The 25,414-nt window shown below is 57.7% G+C and carries 21 protein-coding genes and 1 pseudogene; 8 read left to right on the forward strand and 14 right to left on the reverse strand.

All coding sequences use genetic code 11. The features are described 5' to 3' along the window. Positions 1–102: 102 nt before the first annotated feature. Positions 103–1,335 carry an efflux RND transporter periplasmic adaptor subunit gene (locus QMP16_RS05640; protein ID WP_282151543.1) on the forward strand — a complete coding sequence of 411 codons (1,233 nt, stop codon included), beginning with the start codon at positions 103–105 and terminating at the stop codon, positions 1,333–1,335. Beyond that, positions 1,332–5,129, forward strand: coding sequence for an efflux RND transporter permease subunit (locus QMP16_RS05645; RefSeq protein WP_282151544.1), 3,798 nt, complete (start codon positions 1,332–1,334; stop codon positions 5,127–5,129). The genes QMP16_RS05640 and QMP16_RS05645 overlap by 4 nt, the downstream gene beginning before the upstream one ends. Before the next feature lie 45 nt (positions 5,130–5,174). Here QMP16_RS05645 and QMP16_RS05650 read toward each other — a convergent pair whose 3' ends face one another. The 3 genes from QMP16_RS05650 to QMP16_RS05660 all read right to left on the reverse strand — a co-directional run bounded on the left by QMP16_RS05650 (position 5,175) and on the right by QMP16_RS05660 (position 8,855). Further along, a complete protein-coding gene (locus QMP16_RS05650) occupies positions 5,175–5,498 on the reverse strand; it encodes a hypothetical protein (RefSeq protein WP_282120410.1) in 324 nt (107 codons plus the stop codon). 158 nt (positions 5,499–5,656) lie between these two features. Then, positions 5,657–7,456: an ABCB family ABC transporter ATP-binding protein/permease gene (locus QMP16_RS05655; RefSeq protein WP_282151545.1), complete on the reverse strand. Its 1,800-nt coding sequence runs from the start codon at positions 7,454–7,456 to the stop codon at positions 5,657–5,659. A 79-nt stretch (positions 7,457–7,535) separates the two neighbouring features. After that, positions 7,536–8,855, reverse strand: coding sequence for a LysM peptidoglycan-binding domain-containing protein (locus QMP16_RS05660; protein WP_282151546.1), 1,320 nt, complete (start codon positions 8,853–8,855; stop codon positions 7,536–7,538). A 126-nt stretch (positions 8,856–8,981) separates the two neighbouring features. Here QMP16_RS05660 and QMP16_RS05665 point away from each other — a divergent pair, with 126 nt between their 5' ends. Beyond that, a complete protein-coding gene (locus tag QMP16_RS05665) occupies positions 8,982–9,533 on the forward strand; it encodes a TIGR00730 family Rossman fold protein (protein ID WP_282151547.1) in 552 nt (183 codons plus the stop codon). A 49-nt stretch (positions 9,534–9,582) separates the two neighbouring features. Here the strand turns inward: QMP16_RS05665 and QMP16_RS05670 are convergent, their stop codons facing one another. Further along, entirely contained in the window at positions 9,583–10,035 is a 453-nt protein-coding gene (locus QMP16_RS05670) for a host attachment family protein (protein WP_282151548.1), read from the reverse strand. A 384-nt stretch (positions 10,036–10,419) separates the two neighbouring features. On the opposite strand from QMP16_RS05670, the gene QMP16_RS05675 reads away from it, so the two are divergent. Further along, positions 10,420–11,847, forward strand: a complete 1,428-nt coding sequence (locus QMP16_RS05675; protein ID WP_282151549.1) for a DUF1214 domain-containing protein — start codon at positions 10,420–10,422, stop codon at positions 11,845–11,847. A 150-nt stretch (positions 11,848–11,997) separates the two neighbouring features. Here the strand turns inward: QMP16_RS05675 and QMP16_RS05680 are convergent, their stop codons facing one another. Continuing rightward, complete coding sequence (locus tag QMP16_RS05680; RefSeq protein WP_282151550.1) at positions 11,998–12,597, reverse strand: superoxide dismutase; 600 nt, start codon at positions 12,595–12,597, stop codon at positions 11,998–12,000. A gap of 101 nt (positions 12,598–12,698) precedes the next feature. Between QMP16_RS05680 and QMP16_RS05685 the strand changes: the two genes are divergently transcribed. Continuing rightward, a complete protein-coding gene (locus tag QMP16_RS05685) occupies positions 12,699–13,460 on the forward strand; it encodes an FkbM family methyltransferase (RefSeq protein WP_282151551.1) in 762 nt (253 codons plus the stop codon). Between the two features lie 541 nt (positions 13,461–14,001). Here QMP16_RS05685 and QMP16_RS05690 read toward each other — a convergent pair. The 4 genes from QMP16_RS05690 to QMP16_RS05705 all read right to left on the reverse strand — a co-directional run bounded on the left by QMP16_RS05690 (position 14,002) and on the right by QMP16_RS05705 (position 19,269). Beyond that, entirely contained in the window at positions 14,002–14,568 is a 567-nt protein-coding gene (locus tag QMP16_RS05690) for a sarcosine oxidase subunit gamma (protein WP_282151552.1), read from the reverse strand. Next, a complete protein-coding gene (locus QMP16_RS05695; RefSeq protein ID WP_282151553.1) occupies positions 14,561–17,575 on the reverse strand; it encodes a sarcosine oxidase subunit alpha family protein in 3,015 nt (1,004 codons plus the stop codon). The genes QMP16_RS05690 and QMP16_RS05695 overlap by 8 nt, the downstream gene beginning before the upstream one ends. A 43-nt stretch (positions 17,576–17,618) precedes the next feature. After that, positions 17,619–17,948, reverse strand: a complete 330-nt coding sequence (locus tag QMP16_RS05700; protein ID WP_282151554.1) for a sarcosine oxidase subunit delta — start codon at positions 17,946–17,948, stop codon at positions 17,619–17,621. Positions 17,949–18,024: 76 nt separating this feature from the next. Further along, positions 18,025–19,269: a sarcosine oxidase subunit beta family protein gene (locus tag QMP16_RS05705; protein WP_108860433.1), complete on the reverse strand. Its 1,245-nt coding sequence runs from the start codon at positions 19,267–19,269 to the stop codon at positions 18,025–18,027. A 196-nt stretch (positions 19,270–19,465) separates the two neighbouring features. On the opposite strand from QMP16_RS05705, the gene ccmI reads away from it, so the two are divergent. Genes ccmI through QMP16_RS05720 form a run of 3 tightly spaced genes read left to right on the forward strand, consistent with a single transcriptional unit; the run spans position 19,466 to position 21,405 of the window. Continuing rightward, positions 19,466–20,692: a c-type cytochrome biogenesis protein CcmI gene (gene ccmI / locus QMP16_RS05710; RefSeq protein WP_282151555.1), complete on the forward strand. Its 1,227-nt coding sequence runs from the start codon at positions 19,466–19,468 to the stop codon at positions 20,690–20,692. Further along, positions 20,689–21,153 (forward strand): Holliday junction resolvase RuvX, encoded by a 465-nt coding sequence (gene ruvX, locus QMP16_RS05715; protein WP_282151556.1) that lies wholly within the window; start codon positions 20,689–20,691, stop codon positions 21,151–21,153. Before ccmI ends, ruvX begins: the two co-directional genes overlap by 4 nt. Before the next feature lie 18 nt (positions 21,154–21,171). After that, the gene (locus tag QMP16_RS05720) at positions 21,172–21,405 is read left to right on the forward strand and encodes a DUF1289 domain-containing protein (protein ID WP_282151557.1); all 234 of its coding nucleotides are present in this window, start codon (positions 21,172–21,174) and stop codon (positions 21,403–21,405) included. Between the two features lie 268 nt (positions 21,406–21,673). Here QMP16_RS05720 and QMP16_RS05725 read toward each other — a convergent pair whose 3' ends face one another. The 5 genes and pseudogenes from QMP16_RS05725 to QMP16_RS05745 all read right to left on the reverse strand — a co-directional run. Beyond that, a complete protein-coding gene (locus tag QMP16_RS05725; RefSeq protein ID WP_282151558.1) occupies positions 21,674–22,402 on the reverse strand; it encodes an STAS/SEC14 domain-containing protein in 729 nt (242 codons plus the stop codon). A 33-nt stretch (positions 22,403–22,435) separates the two neighbouring features. Next, the gene (locus QMP16_RS05730; protein WP_282151559.1) at positions 22,436–23,218 is read right to left on the reverse strand and encodes a hypothetical protein; all 783 of its coding nucleotides are present in this window, start codon (positions 23,216–23,218) and stop codon (positions 22,436–22,438) included. Then, positions 23,215–24,039, reverse strand: coding sequence for a sulfite exporter TauE/SafE family protein (locus QMP16_RS05735; protein WP_282151560.1), 825 nt, complete (start codon positions 24,037–24,039; stop codon positions 23,215–23,217). The genes QMP16_RS05730 and QMP16_RS05735 overlap by 4 nt, the downstream gene beginning before the upstream one ends. Positions 24,040–24,079: 40 nt before the next feature. After that, positions 24,080–25,117, reverse strand: coding sequence for a tRNA dihydrouridine(20/20a) synthase DusA (gene dusA / locus QMP16_RS05740; RefSeq protein ID WP_282151561.1), 1,038 nt, complete (start codon positions 25,115–25,117; stop codon positions 24,080–24,082). 186 nt (positions 25,118–25,303) lie between these two features. Further along, positions 25,304–25,414, reverse strand: a pseudogene (locus tag QMP16_RS05745) (phasin, PhaP); the annotation flags it as partial.

The raw sequence follows: 25,414 nt of genomic DNA on the forward strand, positions 1-25,414 counted from the left end.
AACCGAACTATTCAGTTTAGTGTGGAAACGATACATAATCGTCCCCACTTTCTAGCATGACCGCAAAAAATATGTGGCGCAGAATTCTGGGAGTAGTCCTGCATGCGATTGATTTCATTAGTAAACGCCGCTTTGGTTATTGTTGTTTTGTTTTTTTTGGTTTTCGAACGGGACAGCCTGTTCTCTTTCGCCGGGCGCGCGGAAGCCGAGGCCAGCCCTGAGGTTGCCAGCGAATCTGGCGAAGTCGCGGACGTGGATCAGGCGACGATTGGCGTCGTTGCCGTTAGGTCAACTGCACGTGAAATTGACAGCGCCGTGTTGTTGCGGGGCCAGACCAAGGCCAATCGTCAGGTCGAAGTTCTGGCCGAAACCACATCGACGGTCATCTCAGAGCCTAAGCGCAAAGGCACGTTCGTCGAAGCCGGCGATCTTCTGTGCGAGCTTGACCCAGGCACCCGCCCCGCCAGTCTGGCCGAAGCGAAGGCTGCCAAGTTAGAAGCCCAAAGCCGCATTCCAGAAGCCGAAGCCCGCTTGGAAGAAGCACATGCGCGTGTTGCCGAGGCCGAGATCAACCTGACGGCTGCGAATAAACTGTCTGACTCCGGATTTGGATCTGAAACACGCAGAATCTCAAGCGAGGCGGCGATGAGAACCGCCGAAGCCGGTATCAAGACCGCCGAAGCCGGTCTTGAGGCCACCCGCGCCGGGATCGAAGCCGCGACCGCCGAGGTCAAAGCCGCGGAACGCGAAATCGATCGCCAGACGATCACAGCACCCTTCAAGGGATTGTTGGAAAGCGATACCGCAGAATTGGGCAGCCTGATGCAGCCCGGTGCGCTATGCGCGACCGTTATCCAACTGGACCCGATCAAGCTGGTGGGTTTTGTGCCGGAAACCGAGGTTAACCGCATCATTGTCGGAACCGAAGCCACAGCGCAGTTGGTCACTGGCCTGCAGGTTTCTGGTCGTGTGACATTCCTGAGCCGCTCGGCCGATGAAACAACCCGCACGTTCGAGGTCGAAATCACTGTTCCGAACCCGGAACTGGCCATTCGGGACGGCCAAACCGCCGACATCCGCATTTCGGCCGCTGGGGCCAAGGCGCATTTCCTGCCGCAATCGGCACTGACCCTGAGCAATAACGGTCAACTCGGTGTCCGCACCATTGGCCAGAGCAACGTGGTCGATTTCCAGCCCGTCGTTCTTCTGCGTGATACTGCCGAAGGCGTTTGGGTCGGTGGCATGCCGGAAACTGTGGACATCATCGTAATCGGGCAAGAGTTCGTAACCCGCGGCGTCACAGTTGAACCTACATATCGGGAAGCTTCGAAATGACCGGAATCGTCAGTTGGGCCGCTGGCCGGGCCAGAATGGTTCTGGCCTTTATCGCCATCTCATTGGTGATTGGCGGCTTTGCCTATGTCAGCCTGCCGAAAGAAGGCGAGCCCGACATTGAAATCCCTGCCCTGTTTGTCTCAGTTCAGTTTCCGGGCATCTCAGCCGAGGATTCGGAAAACCTGTTGGTCAAACCAATGGAGACCGAACTTGCGGACCTTGATGGGCTGAAAGAGATGACCTCGACCGCTGCCGAAGGGTATGCAGGCGTCGCGCTGGAGTTCGATTTCGGCTGGGACAAGACCGCGATCATGGCTGATGTGCGCGACGCGATGAACAGCGCGCAAGCCGAATTCCCCGACGGAGCTGAGCAATACTCGCTGACCGAGATCAATTTCTCAGAGTTCCCCATCGTTATCGTCAACCTGACGGGTGCAGTCCCCGAGCGCACTATGGCGCGAGTCGCCAAGGCTTTGCAGGACGACCTTGAGGCGATGGATTCGGTGCTCGAAGCCGGTATCGCGGGCAACCGTGACGAATTGCTGGAGGTCATCATCGACCCTCTTCGGCTTGAGGCATACAACGTCACCGCCGCCGAGCTTATCGATGTGGTGCGCAACAACAATCAGCTGATCGCAGCCGGTGAGGTCGAAACCGCTCAGGGCACATTCTCGGTCAAGATCCCCTCTTCCTTCAAAACCGCGCAGGATGTTTATGGCCTGCCGGTCAAAGTGAACGGCGACCGGGTCGTCACCCTGGGGGAATTGGCGCAGATCAACTATACCTTTGAAGACCGCGAAGGCACCGCCCGTTTCAACGGCGAACAAACCGTCGCGCTGCAGGTGGTCAAGCGCAAGGGCTACAACCTGATCGACACAGTCGAAGGCGTGAAACAAACCATAGCCGCCGCGCAGGCCAAATGGCCGCCCGAGATGCAGGCCGCTATTCAGCTGGGCACCTCGAACGACCAAAGCCGCATCGTCGGTTCGATGGTCAGCCAGTTGGAAGGCTCGGTTCTGACGGCGATCGCGCTGGTGATGATCGTTGTTCTGGCCTCTTTGGGCACACGCGCGGCATTGCTGGTGGGTTTTGCGATCCCGACCTCATTCCTGCTGTGTTTTGCGTTCCTGGCAGTTATGGGCATCAGCATCTCGAACATCGTGATGTTCGGCCTGATCCTTGCGGTGGGTATGCTCGTCGACGGGGCCATTGTTGTCGTGGAATACGCAGACCGGCGCATTAAAGAGGGCGTTGGCCCGATGCACGCCTATGTCGAGGCTGCGCAGCGTATGTTCTGGCCTATCGTGTCATCCACGGCCACAACCCTGTGTGCCTTCCTGCCCATGCTGTTTTGGCCGGGTGTCCCGGGTGAATTCATGGGCATGCTGCCTGTCACGCTGATCTTCGTTCTGTCCGCTTCGTTGATCGTTGCACTGATCTATCTGCCTGTCATGGGCGGTGTTTCGGGACGTCTGAGCCGGGTTTTTGACCGCACATCTGACTGGCTGCGCGCGCGCACCCGGTGGTGGGTTCGTGCGGTTATGGTGCCGCCATCGCTGTACCTGATCTTCCTTGGTGCGATGCAACTGCTGAATCCGACCTATCTGTTGCCCGAAGGCGCATTCGGAGCAGTTCTGCTTGGTGCCTTCCTGTTCATTTTTGGAGCATTCGCCGGTTCTGTTACGTTGAGTGCCGCCAAAATAGAACGCGCACCAGATCAGCATGTACATACAGCGCGCGAACACACGCCCTTTGGCTATGTCATCAAGTTCCTGGTCGGAAACCCGATCATGCCGATTGTTTCGATTGTCGTCATTGGCTTCGCCGTGATGTCAGTCATGACCGCATTTGGGAACAACAATCGGGGCGTAGAGTTCTTCGTCGAAAGCGAACCCGAGCAAGCCACGGCCTATGTTCGTGCACGCGGCAACATATCGCTGATCGAAAAGGACCAGATGGTACTGGCGGCCGAAGAAATTATCAGCGCGCACCCCGCAGTCGTGAACGTGTTTTCCTTTGCCGGAGAAGGCGGGCTGAACCAGAATAATGGAGGTGCGCAAGCACCGGCCGACACTGTCGGTCGCGTCCAGTTCGAAATCATCCCGTGGGAAGACCGGCCTAACGTGTCCGAACCGATCTTCGGCGGGTTGATCGACCGTGAAACCGTTGCCCCGGAATACGACGGTGACTTCGTGCTCGATCAGTTGAACGCCGAACTTGCGAAGATTCCAGGCTTCATCGTGGAAATCCTGCCGCTGGAACAGGGCCCGGCCTCGGCCAAACCCGTTCATCTGCGCATCAAGGCGGACGGCTGGGAAGAACTGAACTCAGCCACCGCTGCGGCCCGTAAGATGTTCGATGAAACACCCGGCCTGATCAAGATCGAAGACACCCTGCCCTTGCCCGGCATCGACTGGCAAATCGACGTGGATGTTGCCAAAGCGGGTCGTTTCGGCGCGGACGTCGCAACCGTTGGCGCGATGGTGCAACTGGTCACGCGCGGGCTGCTGCTGGGCGAAATGCGCCCCGACAGCGTGGACGAGGAAATCGAAATCCGCGTTCGCCTGCCCGATGAAGACCGGGTTTTGTCGACACTGGATACGCTCAAAGTGCGTACACCAGATGGGCTGGTGCCTTTGTCGAACTTTGTCACCCGCAAGCCAGTGGCCAAACTGGCCGAGATCAACCGGATCAACCAGCAGCGTTACTATGACGTGAAGGCCGACGTTGAGCCGGGTCTGAGCAAAGTTGTGATGGATAACGCAGACGGCACGGAACAGCGGCTGGCGGTCGTGCGCGGCGTCGTGGAAGGTACAGAACCCACAGGTGCGATCTTCACTGGACCGACCGGCAACAATTTCGAGCTTGTCATGTTGACGGGTGCAGAAGATGTCGATGCAGTGCGCGCCGATCTGGAATCTGGAAACGCCCGGATTAGCCTGATCAACCCCAACGAACGCATTGCAGTGCTGACCGAGTGGCTTGAAACCAATCCCTTCGGCAGCACCGTCAGTTGGGAATGGACCGGCGATCAGGAAGATCAGGCAGAAAGCCAGGCTTTCCTGTCCAGCGCTTTCTTGGCTGCTTTAGGCCTGATGTTTGTGATCCTGCTGGCGCAGTTCAACTCGTTCTACAACTCGGTGCTGGTTCTGCTGGCTGTTGTGCTTTCGACCACCGGCGTTTTGATCGGGATGATGGTCATGCAGCAACCGTTCTCGATCATCATGACCGGTACAGGGATTGTGGCCTTGGCAGGGATTGTGGTGAACAACAACATTGTTCTGATCGATACGTATCAGGAATATAGCCGATATATGCCCCGGATCGAGGCTATCATCCGCACGGCTGAGGCGCGTATCCGCCCGGTTCTGCTGACCACCCTGACCACGATGGCCGGTCTGACACCGATGATGTTCGGATTGTCGCTGGACTTCATCAATGGCGGCTATTCTATCGACAGCCCAACTGCGCTGTGGTGGAAACAGCTGGCTACGGCAGTTGTGTTTGGGCTGGGTATTGCAACGGTTCTGACGCTGATCGTGACGCCATCGTTCCTGGCGCTACGGGTGTGGGTCACCACCTATGCGGTATGGCTGGCCAAGGCGCTGGCACGCGCCACTGCAGGTCGTTCCAGCCAAATCGCTCAGGATATGGCGGTTGGTCACGCTGCCCGTCAGGTACAGGCCACCGAGGTTGTCTGGGGTGATGAGACGCCGACTGCGCCCGCACCGGATGCAGACAAGGATGAGCGTCCCGATCACTCACCAACATCGCCCCTCAAGGCGGCTGAGTAACATAAATGGCGAACCCCACGGTTCGCCATTTTTCTTTTCTATGACCTAGTCGGTGAATACATATTCACCCAAATCACACAGGTTCAGACCGAAGTCTTCAGCCGACGAACCATCGTCGAACGCCCCCCGAATATCGTAGACACATGTGGTCAGACCATCCGCGATGACAACATCGATTTCGTAATCGGGCGCGACATAGCCACCGCGCAGCAGGTTCCCCTCCCAGCTGTCGGAAGACGCAGGTGAGACATTGAACTCGACCAGATCCGCGCTGGAGTCATTCACAACCAGAAATTCAAGATCCTCGGCAAATGCCGAAGTCGCCATAAGAACAGTTGCGGCCAAGGCTGCTGCTGCACGCATTTTCATTAGATATTCCTTTGATTAAGGTCCGGCCAAAGAACCTGGCACCGTGACTTTAGGTGATTTGTCACCAAGGAAAATGAACGTCAAATTAAACCTGCGGGAATGAACGCATTTTTGCAGGGCTGTTCTGCCCGGCCTCAGGAATTACCCTCATGACCGGATCAGGCCGCGTCCGCTTGCTGGCGACTCCAGAGCTGCGCGTAACGGCCCGCGCGCTGCAAAAGCTGGTCATGGGTGCCTTGTTCAAGGATTTCTCCGCGTTCCAGAACGACAATGCGGTCCGCTTCGGCAATCGTGCTAAGGCGGTGCGCGATCGTCAACACGGTTCGTCCCTCGCCCGCCCGCGCCAAGGCATCCTTGATGTCCTGCTCGGTATCTGTATCCAGCGCCGAGGTCGCCTCATCCAACAGCAGGATCGGCGGGTTCTTCAGAAGGGTACGCGCAATGCCCACCCGTTGTTTCTCACCACCCGACAGCTTCAGCCCCCGTTCGCCTACCTTGGTGTCATAGCCTTCTGGCAACGTCACGATAAAATCATGGATCTGCGCAGCTTTGGCAGCTGCTTCGACTTCTTCCTGCGTGGCCCCGTCCCGGCCATAGGCAATGTTGTACCGGATGGTATCATTGAACAGCACCGTGTCCTGCGGCACGACGCCGATGGCCGCGTGCAAGCTGTCCAGGGTCACGTCGCGCACGTCCTGCCCGTCGATCTTCAACGCGCCCCCGGTGACATCGTAGAACCGGAACAGCAAGCGGCCTATCGTTGACTTACCCGAACCTGTGGCACCGACAATTGCAACAGTCTGGCCAGCAGGTACCGTCAGCGACACACCTTTGAGGATCTCGCGGTCCGCATCATAGCCAAAGCGCACATTGTCCAATGTCACCTCACCACCTTTGACCAACAGATCGGGCGCGTCGGGCTTGTCCTGTACTTCGGTCGGTTGCTCAAGCAGGTCGAACATCTGCCCCATATCGACAAGCGACTGGCGGATTTCCCGGTAGACGGTACCCAGAAAGTTCAGCGGCACTGTGATCTGGATCATATAGGCGTTGACCATGACGAAATCGCCGACGGTCAGCGTACCCTGCTGCACCCCCATGGCCGCCAGAACCATCACGCCGATCAGCCCGCAAGTGATCAGAAGGGACTGACCAAAATTCAGGAAGGCCAGCGAATACGCCGTTTTAAGCGCAGCCCCGGCATAGGCCTTCATCGACACGTCGTACCGAGCCGCCTCGCGCGATTCAGCATTGAAATACTTGACGGTTTCGAAATTCAGCAGGCTGTCGATCGCGCGTTGGTTGGCCTCGGTATCCTGATCGTTCATCTCGCGGCGCAGCTTCACGCGCCATTCGGTCACCGCAAAGGTGAACCAGATGTACAGCGCGATGGTGACAGCAACGACAACCAGATACCAGACGTCGAACAGCCACATCAAAATGATCGCGACCAGCAACAATTCCAGGATCAACGGACCGATGGAAAACAGCAAAAAGCGCAGCAGGAATTCCACGCCTTTCACACCACGCTCGATGATCCGGCTCAGCCCCCCGGTGCGGCGCGTCACGTGGTAACGCATGGACAGCTGATGGATGTGCTGGAAGGTCTCCAATGCCAGTGCGCGCAAGGCCCGCTGCCCTACCGGGGCAAAGGCCGCATCGCGTAACTGCTGGAAACCAACTGTCATCATGCGTGCGACGCCATACGCCACGGTCAGGCCAACAGCGCCCAAGGCCAGTGGCGGAACACCCTCGCCCGCCAGCCCATCGACGGCGCCCTTATAAAGGATAGGGGTATAGACCGCGATCAGCTTGGCCAGAACCAGCATGCCCATGGCCAGAACGACGCGTCGTTTTACCCAAGGCTCTTCCTCAGGCCACATATAAGGCGCAACCTTCCGGATCGTGCGCCAGCCAGAGCGGCGGTCGTCGGGCGTGGGCGTTTCGGCTGAGGTCATTGGCGCTGCTCGTCTCATCACGTACCTGATCTGCGGTCAGAGATAGACCGCTGGCCCACCAAGGGCCAGCAGCAATAGTTCATTCCGGGATGGTGAATATCTGACCGGGGTAAATCAGGTCAGGATCGCGGATCGCGCCGCGGTTGGCCTCGAACAGTTTCACGTAAAGGATACCATTACCGAACCGGTCGCGCGAAATGGCCCAAAGCGTGTCGCCTTCCTGCACGGTGACCGCGCGGATTGGGGGCGTAACTTTTTCGCCCTCGGGCTCATCACCGGCCTCTGCCGCGCGCAGCACCTCTAGCGGTTCGCGCTTGAACGGGGTTTCCAGGCGGCTGACCACTGTACCATCCGAGGCGATTTCATCGACGCGCAATGTATATATACCGGGATCAATTCCCTCGAGTTCGCTGCGCCATTTACCATCATCAACCGGTGACAGATCATCGACAAGCTGGTTGTCCAGATACAGTCGAACCGCAGACCCGTCCGGGACCCGGCCGGTAAGTTCTACGTCGCCAACGTCGGAATAGCCGATCGTGTCCAAAGCCACCTCGTCCGCAGCGTTGGGTTCGGCAGTTGGAGACTGAACCAGCTCAACCCCGTCCTCGCCGGAACGCAGAATGGCAACTTGTTGATTTTCATCGCCTTCTTCAGTGGTTTCTTGTGCCGTCTCCTGGGGTTGAGCCGCAGACGGTTCTACAGACGCATCCGCCGTTTCGACATCCCCGGTCGTCGCTTCATCTGTTGGCTCTGACGAGGATGTGTCTTGCGCCCCTGCTGTTTCGTCGTCGGAAGGCGCGGCGTCACCCGTTTCGGCAGCGGCGACCTGCTCGGTCGTCGGTTCAGGTTCAGGCAAGGCTGCAATCAAATAGTCGTCGGAACGAACGGGTTGATCCTGGCCCGCAGTTTCCAACGTAAGCCCACGTGCATCGTCTGAGAATGGAATCGAAAGGAACTCGGCAAATTGACCGGTGTTGTCGACGGTAAAGCTGTGCACTTGCTCACCATCCAGCAGGACACGAACATCCGTGCCTGGCTCTGCGTTGCCGGAAAGAACAGTATTACCGTCCGGCTCAACAAAGATCTGGTCCAGAGTCGGTGGCGCGACACCCGGGTCGGCCTCAGCCGTTTCCGTCGCTGGTGCGGTCGCGGAATCAGACGGATCAGCGGTTTCCGGTTCCTCAATCGCTGCGCTCTGATCCTCGGACGGGGTGGCAACCGAACTGGCCTGTTCCGTGGTTTGGACGGCGGTGTCTTGCTGCAGTGAAGCTTCCTGAGGACCCGTCCCGAAGACGCCGGACAGGTACAACCCGCCCGCCCCGACCAGTGCAACGATGCCGGCAATCACCCCCCAGATGAAAGTACCGGAGCTTTCGCTTCCCGACTTGGAGTTCATTGTTTTCCTTTCGCTCCGCAGCGCAAGTGCTTTGAGCAAAACACATTCTGCCTAACGGTTGAGCCAATCTATCAATCCCGCTATCACGGGTCAAAACACCATATACAAGCCCGGAGAAGCCATCCCATGTCTCAGAAATCTGTCTGTGTGTATTGCGGGTCACGAAATGGCGCGAATCCGACCTATTCCGACGCCGCGCAACACTTCGGAACCCTTTTGGCCGAAGAAGGCTGGCGGCTGGTCTACGGGGCCGGGGATGTGGGGCTAATGGGTGAAGTAGCGCGGGCCGCGCAAGCCGCCGGTGGTGACACGTTCGGCGTCATCCCAGTGCACCTTCTGCAACGCGAAGTCGGCAAGACCGACCTGACCCGTTTCGTGGTCACCGAGACGATGCACGAGCGCAAGAAGGTTATGATCATGAACGCCGATGCGGTTATTGTCCTGCCCGGCGGTCCGGGGTCGCTGGATGAGCTCTTCGAGGCGCTCACCTGGCGACAGCTGGGCCTGCACGACAAGCCCATTTTGGTCATGAATGTGGATGGCTATTGGGATACGCTGCACGAGCTGTTGCAACAGGTCATCGGCCAAGGCTTTGCAGACGCGTCGCTGTCGGACTTCATCACATGGGTCGATGGCCCGAAGGCTGCAATGTCAACGCTTAGGAAAGTTCTTACTTAGGCTGTCCGGTATACGGGCGGTCAGGACCGCCCGTTTGTTTTCGCCGATTTCAAGTCGCAGGGGCAAGGCGCTGTCGCAACACCTGTTCAACTTTATGCAGCGGGTGATTGGTCAGCGTTTTATCCACCTCGGCAACCACTTTGCCCAGCACTTCGCTGTGCAACCGTCGACGCAACAACCCCAGAACATGCGGGCTGGCCACCAGGACCAATCGTTTATAGGCCCCTTTCAAACCCTTACGGTTCAACAGGTTGGCGACATCCTGCACGAACAGGGATTTCGCATGGGTTTTCCATTTGCTCTCTTCCACGGCCGATTTCTGATGTGGCGCAGTGTCAAAACGACGACCGGCCCGGTCCGAGGGCTTGGCCCTTGGTCCGTCGCTTTCTTCTACGGATACGACAACCAGATTGGGATCTTCAGCGTCGGTGATATTCTCCATGAACAGCGCCTTTTCCCCGTCAGCGATGACAACCCATGTTCCCTGTGCAAGTTCGACCATTGTGTTCTCCTGTAATGGCGTTTTTTTGGCTATCCTTCATGCGTCAGGCACAGCTTACCCGAGACGCGCCGAAGTCTTTCAGCGCGTTGCCTGACCGTTTTCTTAGTGGTTTGCGGCTCTCTCCCTCCGCATACTTTAGCTAGGTATTGCGGGACGGCGTACAATAGGTCTCAATTCGAAAGTTGACGTATAGGCAGGTTTTCTCCTGCGGCGGAGTTGCAGGGTCACGTCGGTAACGTCGAATGGCCTTTTTTGCAGAAGTCAGCTTTGCGGACGGAGCAGTCATTCATCGCGCGACCAATCAAGTGCAAATAATCAAATTCTGCCTATAGTCTTGGCAAGCGCAATTCAGAATCAGAAATTTGTTCCAGAAGGAGTTTCGTTATGGGCTGGGGGAAGAGTTTAGGTGCCATCAAGGCATTGGTTTTGGGGGTGATCGTCGCGACTGCGAGTCATGCCGAGGATTTTGACCCATCGAACGCTAACACTGCGGACCGCATGACCTATCATCGCGCAGTTGATGCTGCTGTCTGGGCCATGCCTTTGATGAACTTCAAATTCTACATCGATGCTCTCGCTCGGGCCGGTGTCGGGCCGAATGACATTGGTTACAATTCGAAGGTTCAAGATTGGCGCTTCCAAACAGCTACGCCCAACAATACGACGCCCTATATTCATGCATATTGGAACATCAAAGATGGGCCAGTTGTGTTCGAAATGCCTGCTTCAGTCGAAGGGATTGGCATCTTTGGCACCGTGATGGACGCTTGGCAACGCCCACTTGACGATGTGGGCTCAAAAGGGCGCGACAGAGGCCTTGGCGCAAAATACCTGTTGGTGCCGCCAAATTATGATGGTCCGCTGCTCAGGAATGCTCTGGTCTATGAGCAGGAAACCAATTTCGGCTTTGCTGTGCTCCGGCCGATTATCGCCGGAGGTCCGACCGAAGAAAACCTTGCGAGGGCCACTGCATTGACTAAACAAATCAAGGTGTATCCGCTGTCAGAGGCTGGAGATGAGGCCGCAACAAATTATGTTGATGTCTACGGCGTGCCGCTGGAAATGACGCCTAAGATGGATGGTGGAATCTATGGTCACATCCACGAGATGATAGGCGAAGAAGTCGTGTTGAATCGCGATCTTGCCATGATGGGTGCACTTGCACGTATCGGAATCAAGCGTAACGACCCTTTTGAACCCGATGCAAAATTGCAGGCTATTTATGATGTAGCTGGTCCTGAAGCACTCGAATACATGATTGACCAGTACCACCGTGTGCTCAATCCATTTGTGTTCGAAGGGAAGAAGTGGTCAGCGCTTGTTCCCGATGGATCGCGAGAAACAGAATGGAGCTATGAATACCCTTCATACTACGACTATGTGGCGCGCGGTGCACTTTACTACGCGATTATAACAAGTGTTAAGAATTACGGGACAGCAACCTACTACCTCGATCTGGCCGAGACTCCAGATGGAGAGTGGCTCGATGGCAACCGCAATTACAAAATCACCGTACCTGCCAATGTTCCGGTCCGCGATTTCTGGTCGATCACGACTTACGATCTGGAAACGGCCTCATATCTTCGAGACATTGAGCCAAGCACTATCGATTCTAACATGGCCAGCGTCGTTAAGAACGACGACGGGTCCGTTGATATTTTCTTCGGGCCAAAGGCACCAGAAGGAAAAGAAAGCAACTGGCTTCCAACCAATCCAGAACGTCGTTTTTTCCTTCTCGCGCGGTTTTATGGTCCGGAACCTAGTCTGCTGGACAGTAGTTTTGAGCTGAATGACATGGAACGAACGGATTGAAAAATTCTAGTGTCCGCTTTGGGCTCACTGCTGCCATTAGATGCCAATTACAAAACGCAACATCACCATCAAAAATAGCTATCTAAACAAGAAAGGACCTGCCAGCGTCACCGCCAGCAGGCCCTTGAAAAACCCTTATTGGGTTAACAATCACATCCGCGATGCAACGTTTTCCCAGTTCACCAGATTGTCGAGGAAGTTCGACAGGTAAGCCGGACGCTTGTTGCGGAAATCGATGTAGTAGCTGTGCTCCCACACGTCGCAACCCAGCAGAGCGGTTTGACCGAAGCACAGCGGGTTGACGCCGTTTTCGGTCTTGGTCACAGCCAGCGAACCATCTGCGTTCTTGACCAGCCATGCCCAGCCCGAGCCGAACTGACCGGCACCAGCAGCGCTGAACTGCGACTTGAACTCGTCAACCGAGCCAAAGCTTTCAGTCAGGGCTTTTTCCAGCTCAACGGGCATTGCGTTGCCGCCGGGGCCCATCATCTCCCAAAACTGGTTGTGGTTCCACAGTTGGCTGATGTTGTTGAAGATGCCGTTTTGCGCGACGGCATTTGCGTCGAAGGTGCCAACGATGATCTCTTCCAGCGACTTGCCGTCCCACTCGGTGCCGGCGATCAGCTTGTTGCCGTTGTCGACATAGGCCTTGTGGTGCAGGTCGTGGTGATATTCCAGTGTTTCCGCGGACATACCCTTGGCTGCCAGCGCGTCATGTGCATAAGGAAGATCAGGAAGTTCAAAAGCCATATCGGCCCCCTGTTAAAAATGTAAGTTGCGGTTCCCAAGGTTAAATGCTTTGGCAGCCGCCGCAGGTCAAGAGCCGAGACAAGAAAACCCGGAGGCAGGCGATGCTTACACAGGCACGCAAGATATTTTACCGCGCCCGCGGATACTATGCGGGCCAGCTGAATGGCGAGCCGTTTCGTCTGGACCCTTATCATTCGAAATTTTGGCGCAAGGCATCCGATGGTAAGTGGGAGCCTGAAACCTTCGCGGTGCTCGACAAGTATCTGTCGGCAGATCGGGATTATCTGGACATCGGCGCGTGGATCGGCCCCACGGTCCTGTACGGTGCCCGCCAAGCGCGGCACGTCTGGTGTTTCGAACCGGACCCAACGGCCTTTCGGCATCTGGCCTGGAACCTCGACCTGAACAACATCCACAACGTTTCGGCGTTTGGCGTTGCGTTGTCGGATCAGTTCGGAGTGGCCCGCATGGCGTCGGTGCGCGGCGAGCCGGGGGATTCCACCAGCTCACTTTTGCATGACGGAACGCATGGCAACGATGCCTTGACGATCGCATGGGACCAGTTCGAGGCCGCGAATGACCTGTCGGGTGTCTCTCTGGTCAAGATGGATATTGAGGGGGCTGAGTTTTTTGTACTGCCAACGATCCTGCCCTGGTTGAAACGGACGCGACCTACTCTTTACCTCTCACTCCACTCACCGCTTTTGCCCGAAGAGGACAGACACCAGCGGACCTTAAACCTGCTGAGCAGTCTCTCCTTTTATTCTGAAATTACTGACGAAACCGGACGCCCGCTGGATGTTCAGAAAGCCCTCAGTCCAACGGAAATGACACGGTACCGTACGGTTTTGTTTACTGGCTAGAATGCGGAGGCCTGTCGAAGTCGGTGTTTCCCCCACTTGCAACCCAAGCGTGAGCTTGTTGAAGTGCGCCCACGGAATAGTTTGAAGGATAACAAAATGAAAGCTTCGCTTACGGCGATTGCTGCGATGATCGTTTCCGCGCACTCGGCAATTGCGGCTCCCGTGGCATATACTTGTAGTCTCGACAATCAAGATAGTAGCGGATGGATTGCGCCGCAGTATGTCTTCAATATTGAATCAGGTTCCAAACACGTATCTAACACAACGAGAAGTGGCGGTATTGCATCATGTAAGCTTAGAGTAGATAGAAAAGGGAATTTTCGCATAAGTTAGCAAGAAAAACCGCAGGCGACAAACGGTCAGAATTTCTGGATCGACTACTTTGCCAGAATTGACACCAAGCAGAACACCATCAATTTGCGGGGTGTTTTTGTTCAGCGCTGGATAGCGAACCCTCCTAAAACATTCGGTAAGTGTGGCGTGACAACGAAGTAAGCCGAAAAAGCTCTGAGTACTCAGAGCTTTTTCAATGTTTGATAAGTCAGTAAACCCCGACTTCGCTACCGGGCTGCGCCGCAACTTTAAGCAGCTTGAACACGTAGTCTGCGGCCGACCGGAAACAGACAACGCGGAAGGTTTCGGCGTCATCCATCCAGAACGCCCCTGCCACCTGCGCCAGGCGCGAGCGGCGGATCTGACCCGGTTGAAATGCCTCAGTCGACAGCTCGACCGGGGCAAGCTTGCCCAGCACCTCTCGCGCATTGCTGCCCGAGATACTGAACACGGCGCGGGCGTCCGAGACGTTGACGGCCAACGCGTGTGTACCGCTTAGCGCGTTGGTCATGGCCGCCAGTTTGGCCTCAACTTCGGCGTAAGGAACAAGTACCAGCAATTCATCAGTGGACATCCAGCAGACGCCGGACTCACCGTCGACCAAGGCTTCGCGCTGACCGGGCATTTTCTGACCCGTTGCGTCCTTGACGGCCTTGGCCAACACTTTGTCGGACAGGTCGCCGCGCAAGGTAATCATGCCCTGCAGGCCACATTCCCGGACCTGGGCGATGCCATCATAGCTTGCGTGGTTCAGTGCGCTGATGGGTTCAGACATTCTGCTTCTCCCCGTCCTTATCGAAAAAGATCGGGTCCACGATCTTAGCTTTGTAGGTTTTGCCATCGGTACCCGGGAACTCGACGATTTCGCCCATGCGGTCGGGACCGTGCTTGATCAGACCCATGGCGATGCCCTTACCCAGATTGGCCGAGTAGTAGGTCGAGGTCACGCGCCCGATCATGTTGCGCTGACCATTGGCGTTGACGCCCTCGCCGACTGCGTAAGCTCCGTCAGGGATGACAGAACCATCCACAGTCTCAAGACCAACAAGTTTCCAGCGGTCCGGATCGGCCATGTGGCTGCGCGAATGGGCACGTTTGCCAAGGTAGTCCTCTTTCTTTTTCGAAAGCGCCCAGTGCAGCCCCAGATCTTGCGGGATCACGGTGCCGTCGGTCTCGTCCCCGATCATGATAAAGCCCTTCTCGGCCCGCAGGATGTGTAGACATTCGGTGCCGTACGGCATCACTCCGAATTCCTTACCTGCCTCCATCAGAGCGGTCCAGAAGGCTTGCCCCTGGCTGGCCGGAACCGAGATTTCGCAGCTCAGTTCACCTGAGAATGAAATCCGGTAGACCCGGCAATCGAAACCACCGATCTGCCCGTCGCGCCACTCCATGAATGGCAGCGCCTCAGCGCTGACATCCATGCCGCCCAGCTTTTCAAGCAGCTTGCGGGCATTGGGGCCGACAACCGCCACCTGAGCGTATTGCTCGGTCACGTTGGCGACGTAGACCTTCCAGTCCCACCACTCGGTCTGCAGCCATTCTTCCATATGGGCATGGATGCGTTCGGCTCCGCCGGTGGTTGTGTGACACAGCCAGGTATCCTCGTCGATGCGGGCGACAACGCCGTCGTCGATCAGGAACCCGTTTTCCGAGCACATCAGGCCATAGCGGCATTTGCCGATCTTCAGCGTGGACATCATGTTGGTGTACATCATGTCCAGGAATTTACCGGCATCGGGGCCTTTGACGATCAATTTGCCCAGCGTCGAGGCATCCAGCAGACCGAGATTATCACGCGTGTTCTTCACCTCGCGGTTCACCGCATCGTGCACAGATTCGCCGGGTCGCACATAGGCATAGGTCCGGCGCCAGTGACCGACCGGCTCCCAATCGGCGCCGTTCTTATCGTGCCAGTCATGCATCGGTGTTTGGCGGATCGGCTGGAACACCTCACCCCGCGCTTCGCCGCCAATCGCACCCATCGAGATAGGGGTATAGGGCGGGCGGAAGGTGGTGGTGCCAACCTTCGGGATTTCCGAATCCAATGCATCAGCAAGGATCGCCAGACCGTTGATGTTGCTCAGTTTACCCTGATCGGTCGCCATGCCCAGCGTGGTGTAACGCTTGGTATGTTCAACGCTTTCATAGCCTTCGCGCGCAGCCAGCTGCACGTCCGAAACCTTGACGTCGTTCTGGAAGTCCAGCCACGATTTCATGCGCAGCTGCACATCGGCGTTGGCGGGCATCAGCCAGACCGCTTGCATAGCGGCCTCTTGCGTGGCCTCACCAGCCGGAGCCTTGGTGTTCTTTGGCTTGAAGCCAGCTGCTTTGGCGGCGGCTTTGCCCGCAGCGTGCGCGTCCGTCAGAACATCGCCCAATGCCAGAGGGCCATTAGACGCACCAGCAGCCACAACAAATCCCTCGCCGTTCGCGCCCAGTGGTGGCCGCGCCGGATCGGGGCGGAAATGCGCGTGCGCCTCGTCCCAAATCAACTTGCCGCCGCAATGCGACCACATGTGAACAACCGGAGACCAGCCGCCCGACATGGCAACCGCGTCACACTCAACTTCTTCGCGAGCGCCACCGATGCCTTCCTGATTGCAAATCTCGACCTTTTTTACGCGCTTGCCGCCTTTGACTTTGGCAATGGCTTTGCCGGGGTCGACCCGGATGCCAAGCTGTCGCGCCTCTTCTGCCAGCGGTCCGGCTGCAGCGCGCGCATCGATCACACGCAGAACATCAACACCTGCCTGTTTGAGGATGATCGCCGTGCGATAAGCGTCGTCATTGTTGGTCGCAACGATTACACGTTCGCCCGGGGTGACGCCCCAATTCACCACATAGTCGCGCATGGCCGCGGCCAGCATGACACCCGGAACATCATTGCCTGCAAAAGACAGCGGGCGTTCGATTGCGCCTGTCGCAGTGACGACCTGCTTGGCCCGGATCCGCCACAGGCGATGACGTGGACCTTGTGTGCCCGGTTTATGGTCGTTCAGACGCTCATACCCCAGCACATAACCATGGTCGTAAACGCCCGCGCCCATGCAGCGGTTGCGCATGATTACGTTGCCCATTGTTTCCAGTTTGGAAACCAATTGTTCCACGAACTTATCCACAGGCTCATCATTGACCGTCCCGCCATCGACCGGAGCACGCCCACCCCAATGCGCGGTTTGCTCGATCAGCAGAACCTTGGCGCCGGTCTCCGCCGCCGCCTTAGCCGCCTGCAACCCGGCGACACCGCCACCGATCACCAGAACGTCGGTGAAGGCGTAGAAGTGCTCATAAGTATCTGCGTCGCGGTTGTCCTTGTCGGGTGCTTTACCCAGACCGGCCGACCGCCGGATGATCGGCTCGTAGACGTGTTTCCAGAATGGCTTGGGGTGGATGAACGTCTTGTAGTAGAAGCCCGCCGGCAGGAACCGCGCCAGCGCTGTGTTCACGGCACCGATGTCGAATTCCAGGTTCGGCCAGTGGTTCTGTGAAATTGAGGTCATACCATTGAACAGCTCGGTCGTTGTGGCGCGCTGGTTCGGCTCGAACCGGTTGCCCTGACCCAGGCCAACCAAGGCGTTCGGCTCTTCTGCACCGCTGGCGACAACACCGCGCGGCCGGTGGTATTTGAACGACCGGCCCATCATCATCTGATCGTTGGCCAACAGGGCCGAGGCGAGCGTGTCGCCCTCGTACCCCTGCATCGAGGTGCCGTTGAAGGTGAAGGTGACCTGTTTCGACCGGTCAATCAGCCGGCCTTGTTTTGCGAGACGGGTGCTCATGTTGCTGACCTTTCGCAGGCGGAATTAGGGATGGCAGCGTGGATCATTCGTAGTCTCTCCACGTCCAGCCAGGGCGCTTTGCAGTGATCGCGTCCTTGAGTTCTTTCGGCGGCTCGGTGGTCTGGGCGGAATAGGTTCCGAACACTTCGAGCGTTTGTGTGCAGCGAGCGGCGTGGAACCACTTGCCGCAGCCGTTGCTGTGGCGCCAGCGTTCGAAATGAACGCCTTTGGGATTTTCACGCATGAACAGGTAGTCGTGGAATTCGCCATCCGACGAGCCGGGACCGAAGCGTTTCAGGTGCGCCTCACCTCCGGCGGACAGTTCAGATTCTTCGGCGTCGACGCCGCAATACGGGCAGTTCAGGATCAGCATATGGTCATCCTTTTGGCGGTCGGCTGGCAATGTGGCCAACCAGAATTCTATTAGGTGGCACCTTCGGGCCAGGGTGTTAGTGCGCCACCCCGGCGGCGACGCTTTCGTCGATGAAGCGGCCCTCTTTGAAGCGGTCCAGCGTAAAGGCTTCGGTCAGCGGTGAGTGACCTGTGGCCATCAGCTGCGCCATGCCCCATCCAGATCCGGGGATCGACTTGAAGCCACCCGTGCCCCAGCCACAGTTGATAAAGCAACCGCCCAAAGGCGTTTTTGACAGGATCGGAGACCGGTCGCCGGTCATGTCCACAATCCCGCCCCACTGGCGCAGCATCTTCAGGCGCGAGATCATCGGGAAAGTTTCGACCAGTGCCCGAACGGTTTCCTCGATATGATGGAAGCTGCCGCGCTGGGTGTAGTTGTTGAAGGCATCAGTGCCGCCGCCAATCACCATCTCACCCTTGTCGGACTGTGACATGTAACCATGCACGGTGTTGGCCATCACCACCACGTCCATGCAGGGCTTGATCGGCTCGGACACCAACGCCTGCAGGGCAATCGCCTCAAGCGGCAAACGGAATCCCGCCATCTCGGCCAGCTGACCGGAATGGCCCGCAACCACCATACCCAGCTTGTCGCAGTCAATCGAACCTTTGGTAGTATCGACGCCAACAACGCGGCCATTCTCAGACCTGACGCCTTTGACCTCGCATTGCTGGATGATGTCCATGCCCATTGCGGAACAGGCGCGCGCATATCCCCAAGCCACGGCGTCGTGACGAGCGGTGCCCCCGCGTTCCTGCCACAATGCGCCCAGAACCGGATAGCGCGGGCCGTCGATATTTATGATCGGCACCAGCTCTTTGACGCGTTCGGGGGTGATCCATTCGGTCTGAACACCTTGCAATGCGTTGGCATGCGCCGTGCGCTGGTATCCGCGAATTTCGTGCTGAGTCTGGGCCAGCATCATGACGCCACGGGGGCTGAACATGATGTTATAGTTCAGTTCCTGGCTCAGATCCTCGTACAGGCTACGCGCTTTTTCGTAGATCGCTGCCGAAGGGTCCTGCAGGTAGTTCGAGCGGATGATAGTCGTGTTCCGACCGGTGTTACCACCTCCCAGCCAGCCTTTTTCGATCACGGCGACATTCTGGATGCCGTAGTTCTTACCCAGATAATATGCTGTGGCCAGACCATGACCGCCCGCACCAACGATGATCACGTCGTATTTCTTCTTGGGTTCGGGCGAACGCCAGGCGCGTTCCCATCCGGTGTGATAGCGCAGCGCTTCGCGCGCTACAGCAAAGGCTGAATAGTGTTTCATAGGCGAATCCATCCGGTTCGGTGATTGCGCGAAGATATGCCGCGTAACGCCAGCGCGCCCCTGCCGTTCAACGCCGTAATATCGCACTATTGCGACATAGGCCCCATTATTGCGACACGAAGTCTGCCAGCGGCCATTTGTCCCTTTTGTCGGCCCGCCGAGAGGTCTAAGTCAGGACAGCCACTTCGGAGAAGCCATGTCGTTCTGGGTCCTGATCATCCTAACAGCTGCCGTGACTGCAGTGTTCCTGGGCTATTCTATCCTGCGCTCGCGTGACACACGCGAACCCGCAGCGGCCTATGACCTGCGTGTTTATCGCGAACAATTGGCGGGCGTGGACAAGGATCTGGCCCGAGGTGTCATCGGGGAAGCAGATGCCGAGCGTGTACGCACCGAGATTTCACGCCGTATTCTGGCCGCAGACGCACAGATACAGGCACAGTCGACTCGACCGGGACCGCCACTTTGGGCTTCGGTCACCGCTATCGCAGCCGTGGGTCTTATCCTGGTCGGCGGTGCGGCCTGGATGTACGACCGGATGGGTGCGGCGGGACTACCGGACCAACCTCTGTCGCTGCGCATTGATCGAGCGGAAACCTTGCGCGCGGAACGCCCCAGCCAGGCTGAATTCGAGGCCACTACAACACCTGCGCCCTTGCCTCAGCTGGAAGAGAGTTATGCAACGCTTTTGGAGCAGTTGCGTGAAACCGTCGAAGCGCGTCCCGATGACCTGCAAGGCCATGTTCTTTTGGCGCAACACGAAGCGAACGCAGGCAACTTTCCGGCCGCTTACAAGGCCCAGCAGCGCGTGATCGAATTGTCTGGCGACGCTGTCCCTGCAGACGCTTATTCGCATCTGGCCGAAATGATGATCTTGTCGGCGGGTGGATATGTATCCCCCGAAGCCGAAGCTGCATTGCGCGAAGCGTTAAAACGCGATCCGCGACATGGCCCGGCACTGTATTACCTTGGCCAGATGATGGTGCAGGTCGGGCGCCCCGACATCGGGTATCGCATCTGGACCGACGCATTGCGCAACGCACCGGCCGGCGCGCCATGGGTCGACGCAATTCTGGCCCAACTGGATGAGCTGGCCTTTCGCGCAGGGGTGTTCAACGCGCCCGAGGTTTCGGCCCCCGCAGGACCCGGCCCCAGCCAGGATGACGTCGAGGCTGCCGCTGCGCTGACCCCGGAAGAACGACAAGAGATGATCCGAGGCATGGTTAATCAGCTTTCAGACCGGTTGGCCACCGAAGGAGGAGCGCCCGAGGATTGGGCCCGTCTGATCGCGGCACTGGGCGTTCTGGGCGAAGGACAACGCGCGATCGACATCAGGAACGAAGCCATGGCGGTCTTTGCCGGAAACGCCGATGCGCTGGAGATCATCGACGCTGCCGCACTTCAGGCAGGTATTGCGCAATGATTTACGACGAGTTCGAAGACTTCGCCACCGCATTGTCCCCCATGACCGCCTTGATGGGGCTGGATCTGGGCGAAAAGACCATCGGCGTGGCCGTGTCCGACCGGATGCGCGGCGTGGCCAGCCCGCTTGAGACCGTGCGACGCAAGAAATTCACCCTGGATTCGGCCCGATTGCTGGACATCATCGCGGACCGAGAGATTGGTGGTGTCGTACTCGGCCTGCCCAAAAACATGGACGGCACCGAAGGGCCCCGGTGCCAATCGACCCGCGCTTTTGCCCGAAACCTGTCACGTCTGACCGAGGTTTCAATCAGCTTCTGGGACGAACGGCTAAGCACAGTTGCGGCGGAAAAGGCACTGCTTGAGGCGGATACGTCACGAAAACGTCGCGGACAGGTTATCGATCACGTTGCGGCAGGCTATATTCTACAAGGAGCGCTGGATAGGCTGTGCTTTCTTTAAGGGCAACGGGGTATACCGATGACAAACATGGTCTGGAAAAGGAACGAGGTCGAAAGCCCTTGCATCCAGATATGCGTCGTGCACCCGACCGAGCGCATCTGCACCGGCTGTTATCGCACCATTGATGAGATCACGCGCTGGTCGAAAATGGATAGCATTGAGCGCGCTGAAATCATGGAAGATCTGCCTGAGCGCAAACCCCGCCTCGCCAAACGGCGCGGTGGACGGGCCGCGCGCATGAACAAATCCTGATATCCGCTTCTGGCTTTTAGGCTGAATTCGCGCTGCTGCGGGTTGGTCTGAACTCCGAGGGGGGATCAAGTTCGAAGACATGCGTAAGTGAGTGGCAACCCACAGCAGCGCCTTTCAGCATTTAAGTTCTTCCGAAGTGGTCATACGGAAGACTAAAACACGTTTAATCTTTTTTTGACCGACTGATCAAGAAAAAATAAACAGCCGAAAATCTAACCTTACGTAATGGTAAAGCTAGACGAAATCTTTAGCTCTGCCGGCCACCGCCTTACCCGGCTGCAAGCCAGGATTTTGCGTTTTCGAAATCCTCAGAAGAGAAGAACTGCGTACGGGCACCCAGAACGTGACTGGCGACACGCTGCGCCATATGCTGCCACGCTTTGTCCCCCACTATGGCGGCGCGATCCAGCATTCCCACATGCCCTCGGGCCAGGCGGAAATGCGCGGCTAGTGCGGTCAGCCCCTGCCAGCCGTCAAACTCGCGCAGGTCAATCAACAGACGGAACCCGTTCTTTGAACTCAGCAAGGTATCCAGATCACGCTCTGCCTGTTGGTACTCTTCGGGATCCAGTTTGCCCATCAGGCTGATCTGCACGCAGGGCCCGCCCAAATCGGTCACATGGATGGCCCCCAGCGACTCGCGCATCCAACGGCGCGCGGCCTCAAGTTCCGAAAGTTCAAACACCTGAACGGGGCATGGCAGGATCGGCGCGGCCAGACGGATGCTGGTCTGTACCCAACCCTGATCGGCCGCAACTGCGATACGGTCAAACCCGCGCCAGTGGCTCAGACCCAGCTTGGTATCGGACCACGCCGCCCCAAGATCATAGCCTTTGAACTCTGGCTGCACGATCGCTAACAGACGCACGGCATCATGAGCCTCTAGCGCCGCTTCGATCGCGGGGACCAATGTCTCGCTGTAATCTTTGCTTGTCACTTCGCCGGACAGCTCGACCTCAATCTGGGCCCCTTCAGAATGCGTATGAACCGTAATCATCGAAAACCTCCAAACCTGAATAATGGCAACAGGTTACGGGGATTCGATCCACTCGGCTACTCCCCCCGCGCATTCCGGACGAAAATAGGCGATCATCCGTCCATCCGGCCCGGCGGTCGCCGCTTTGGCCCAGGGTGCGACACCATGCAGGCAGTGGCGATGCAGCAGATAGGCCTCACCCGGTTTTGCAGGCAGTTCGATACGGGGGCAGGTTTCAAACACCTCACGACGGGCGGTCTGATATATGTCGGTGATGTCAATCTGGTGCAGACTGTCCGCGGGTTGGCCTTCCATGGCACGCTGAAAGGCTACCCCCAGAATCTTGTGGCTGCCTTCCCACAGAACCAACGGTGCGGCATCCGCGCTGGCCTCGGTTAATGGAATACCGAGGATCCATGCGTGTGGCTCATCCACCCGTCGTCGGCGATCCGGCCCCATCGGACGCAAACCGTCCACGTGCGCCGCGTCACGGTTCCGCCGGTATCTGCTGGCGGCTTCGTTTTCGCCACTACGTGGGCGGGGATAACCGGGATAAACGACCGAGACTTGCCCCTTGTGCAGTGGCAACCGCCCGTAATGTTCGGCGATAAAGTCCATCGCCTGACCTGACAAAAGGTCTGATTGCCCCACCCTGCCCTCTGGATCGTTATCCAGCGCATCCACACCGATGAACCACGTGCCTTCGCAATCCAGCCATTCCGCATAGGCCGGATCTGTGACCGAGGCGCGGGCCCGAGGCAAAGCGTGTTCACCCCATTTGGCAAGTGTCGGATCATGCGGAAACCTGATCCAGCCCTTGTCCCAAAAAACGGTCATAGCCCCAGCGCCTTGCGAAGCATGTTCAAGGCGACCAGCGTCAGAAACACCGCGAACACGCGCTTCAATGGTTTGGGATCCATCGCATGCGCCAGTTTCACACCCCACGGCGCGGTGATCATGGTCATGGTCACGACAATTGCAAATGCTATCAAATTGACAGCGCCAATTGTGAACGGCGGGCGGTGTTCAGGCGCTATGTCCAAGAATAGAAAGCCTAGAACTGAAGGCACGGCGATGATCACGCCAAACCCGGCCGCCGTTGCAACCGCCCTGTGGATGGGTGTGTTGAACAGGCTCATCAGCGGCACGCCAAAGCTGCCGCCGCCAATGCCCATAAGAACTGAAAGGAACCCGACCGAAGGCGACAAAACGGCCCGCTTCACGCCTTTTGGCATCACGTCACCAAGCCGCCATTCCGATTTGCCCAAGCCCAGATAAGCGCCGATGACCATACCCAACACTCCGAACAACGCCTGCAACGCTTCGGTTCGTAGCGCCGAGGCGACCAGCACGCCGACAATGGCCCCAACTGCAATTCCTGGCCCCCAGCCGCGCAGGATATCCCAGTCCACCGCGCCCTTCTTGTTATGCGCCAAGACGGATCGCATTGAAGTGATGATGATGGTTGCCAGCGAGGTCGCAAGACACAACTGCATCAATTGCGGGCCGCCGTACCCAAGCGTTTGGAACGCATAGAAAAACGCGGGCACCAGAACGATGCCGCCGCCGACACCCAGCAATCCAGCCAAGACACCGGCCAGCGCCCCGATTACAAGCAAAAGGCCCAGCATCTGGGCCAGTAACATCGTCTCGGGCATCATCCCCCCAAACCGGCCAACTGGCCGTATCCTGTAGCTGTCAAACCTCTGCCAAAGGCGCGATGCTGTCCAGCGCCTGCAGCATCACCTCGGGGCCTGCCCCATCGTGAACCGCACCCTCGGACAAAGCCCGCCTCCACGCACGCGCACCGGGACGTCCGGCAAACAGGCCCAGCATATGACGCGTGATCTGGTGCAGGCGGCCGCCCTCGGCAAGGTGGTTTTCGACATAGGGCACCATTTTGTGAACGACATCAATCGGATCAGCTACCTGCCCGCTGCCGAAGATCATGGCATCCGCCTGGGCCAGAATATCCGTGGGTTGGTGATAGGCCGCGCGGCCAATCATGACACCGTCCAGCCCGGCGTCCAGTTGCGTCTTTGCTTGTTCCAGAGACGTGATTCCGCCATTGATCGAGACGTGCAGGTCCGGGAACCCCGCTTTCATCCGATGCACAAGATCATAGTCCAAGGGCGGGATATCCCTGTTTTCCTTGGGGCTAAGTCCTTGCAACCATGCTTTGCGCGCGTGAATTGTTACGCGTCGGCATCCGGCCGCATGAATGGCTTGCAGAAATTCAGGCAGGACCTGTTCCGGATTCTGATCATCGACCCCAATACGGCATTTGACCGTCACCTCGACATCAACAGCATCGCGCATCGCTGCAACGCAATCAGCAACACGGGCGGGATCTTTCATCAGGACGGCCCCGAATGTACCCGATTGCACCCGATCCGAAGGACAGCCGCAGTTCAGGTTGATCTCATCATATCCCGCTTGCGCGCCCAGCTGGGCCGCCTGCGACAGCTCCTCTGAGTCAGAACCGCCCAATTGCAGCGCGACGGGGTGTTCCTGCGAACTGAAGTCCAACAAATGCAATGCGCCACCTCGCACCAACGCCGGGGCGGTTACCATTTCCGTGTATAGAAGTGTCTGCTGGCTGAGCAGTCGGTGCACAAATCGGCAATGCCGGTCTGTCCAATCCATCATTGGCGCGACCGACAGCCTCGCGGCCTTGGTGACAAGGCCTGTTGAAGCCGACTGGCGCTGTAAAACAGGGTTTGACGATGCGGTCATGGATGGGTCTCGGTGTACACTGAATAGGTGGCTTACTGCACCGGACGGCGTTTCGCAACCAAGGGCGCGCTGTGGTCAATACGCGTACCGATAGGACGCTCATCCAACAAAGAAAGGGCAGGTCTTTCGACCTGCCCTGCGCGATAGCACCGATTGGGAGGAGTAGGTGCGCCTCGCGGCGTTTGCTTACTTGGCAGCAGTTGCTTTCTTGGCAGCTGCGGTCACGTCGTTGGTGGCTTTTTTGACAGCCGCGGTTGTGTCTTCGGCTACGTCTTTGCCAGCTGCCATCAGCAGCTC

The organism is Ruegeria atlantica (assembly GCF_947495585.1).
Classification (GTDB): Bacteria; Pseudomonadota; Alphaproteobacteria; order Rhodobacterales; family Rhodobacteraceae; genus Ruegeria; species Ruegeria atlantica_G.

Coding starts and splice junctions, on each gene's coding strand:
- QMP16_RS05665 (WP_282151547.1), top strand. CDS start 8,982: ATGTCTCAGAAATCTGTCTGTGTGTATTGCGGGTCACGAAATGGCGCG.
- QMP16_RS05670 (WP_282151548.1), bottom strand. CDS start 10,035: ATGGTCGAACTTGCACAGGGAACATGGGTTGTCATCGCTGACGGGGAA.
- QMP16_RS05730 (WP_282151559.1), bottom strand. CDS start 23,218: ATGACCGTTTTTTGGGACAAGGGCTGGATCAGGTTTCCGCATGATCCG.
- QMP16_RS05705 (WP_108860433.1), bottom strand. CDS start 19,269: ATGAAACACTATTCAGCCTTTGCTGTAGCGCGCGAAGCGCTGCGCTAT.
- ruvX (WP_282151556.1), top strand. CDS start 20,689: ATGATTTACGACGAGTTCGAAGACTTCGCCACCGCATTGTCCCCCATG.
- QMP16_RS05720 (WP_282151557.1), top strand. CDS start 21,172: ATGACAAACATGGTCTGGAAAAGGAACGAGGTCGAAAGCCCTTGCATC.
- ccmI (WP_282151555.1), top strand. CDS start 19,466: ATGTCGTTCTGGGTCCTGATCATCCTAACAGCTGCCGTGACTGCAGTG.
- QMP16_RS05690 (WP_282151552.1), bottom strand. CDS start 14,568: ATGTCTGAACCCATCAGCGCACTGAACCACGCAAGCTATGATGGCATC.
- QMP16_RS05685 (WP_282151551.1), top strand. CDS start 12,699: ATGCTTACACAGGCACGCAAGATATTTTACCGCGCCCGCGGATACTAT.
- QMP16_RS05680 (WP_282151550.1), bottom strand. CDS start 12,597: ATGGCTTTTGAACTTCCTGATCTTCCTTATGCACATGACGCGCTGGCA.
- QMP16_RS05660 (WP_282151546.1), bottom strand. CDS start 8,855: ATGAACTCCAAGTCGGGAAGCGAAAGCTCCGGTACTTTCATCTGGGGG.
- QMP16_RS05735 (WP_282151560.1), bottom strand. CDS start 24,039: ATGCCCGAGACGATGTTACTGGCCCAGATGCTGGGCCTTTTGCTTGTA.
- QMP16_RS05640 (WP_282151543.1), top strand. CDS start 103: ATGCGATTGATTTCATTAGTAAACGCCGCTTTGGTTATTGTTGTTTTG.
- dusA (WP_282151561.1), bottom strand. CDS start 25,117: ATGACCGCATCGTCAAACCCTGTTTTACAGCGCCAGTCGGCTTCAACA.
- QMP16_RS05645 (WP_282151544.1), top strand. CDS start 1,332: ATGACCGGAATCGTCAGTTGGGCCGCTGGCCGGGCCAGAATGGTTCTG.
- QMP16_RS05695 (WP_282151553.1), bottom strand. CDS start 17,575: ATGAGCACCCGTCTCGCAAAACAAGGCCGGCTGATTGACCGGTCGAAA.
- QMP16_RS05700 (WP_282151554.1), bottom strand. CDS start 17,948: ATGCTGATCCTGAACTGCCCGTATTGCGGCGTCGACGCCGAAGAATCT.
- QMP16_RS05675 (WP_282151549.1), top strand. CDS start 10,420: ATGGGCTGGGGGAAGAGTTTAGGTGCCATCAAGGCATTGGTTTTGGGG.
- QMP16_RS05725 (WP_282151558.1), bottom strand. CDS start 22,402: ATGATTACGGTTCATACGCATTCTGAAGGGGCCCAGATTGAGGTCGAG.
- QMP16_RS05655 (WP_282151545.1), bottom strand. CDS start 7,456: ATGACCTCAGCCGAAACGCCCACGCCCGACGACCGCCGCTCTGGCTGG.
- QMP16_RS05650 (WP_282120410.1), bottom strand. CDS start 5,498: ATGAAAATGCGTGCAGCAGCAGCCTTGGCCGCAACTGTTCTTATGGCG.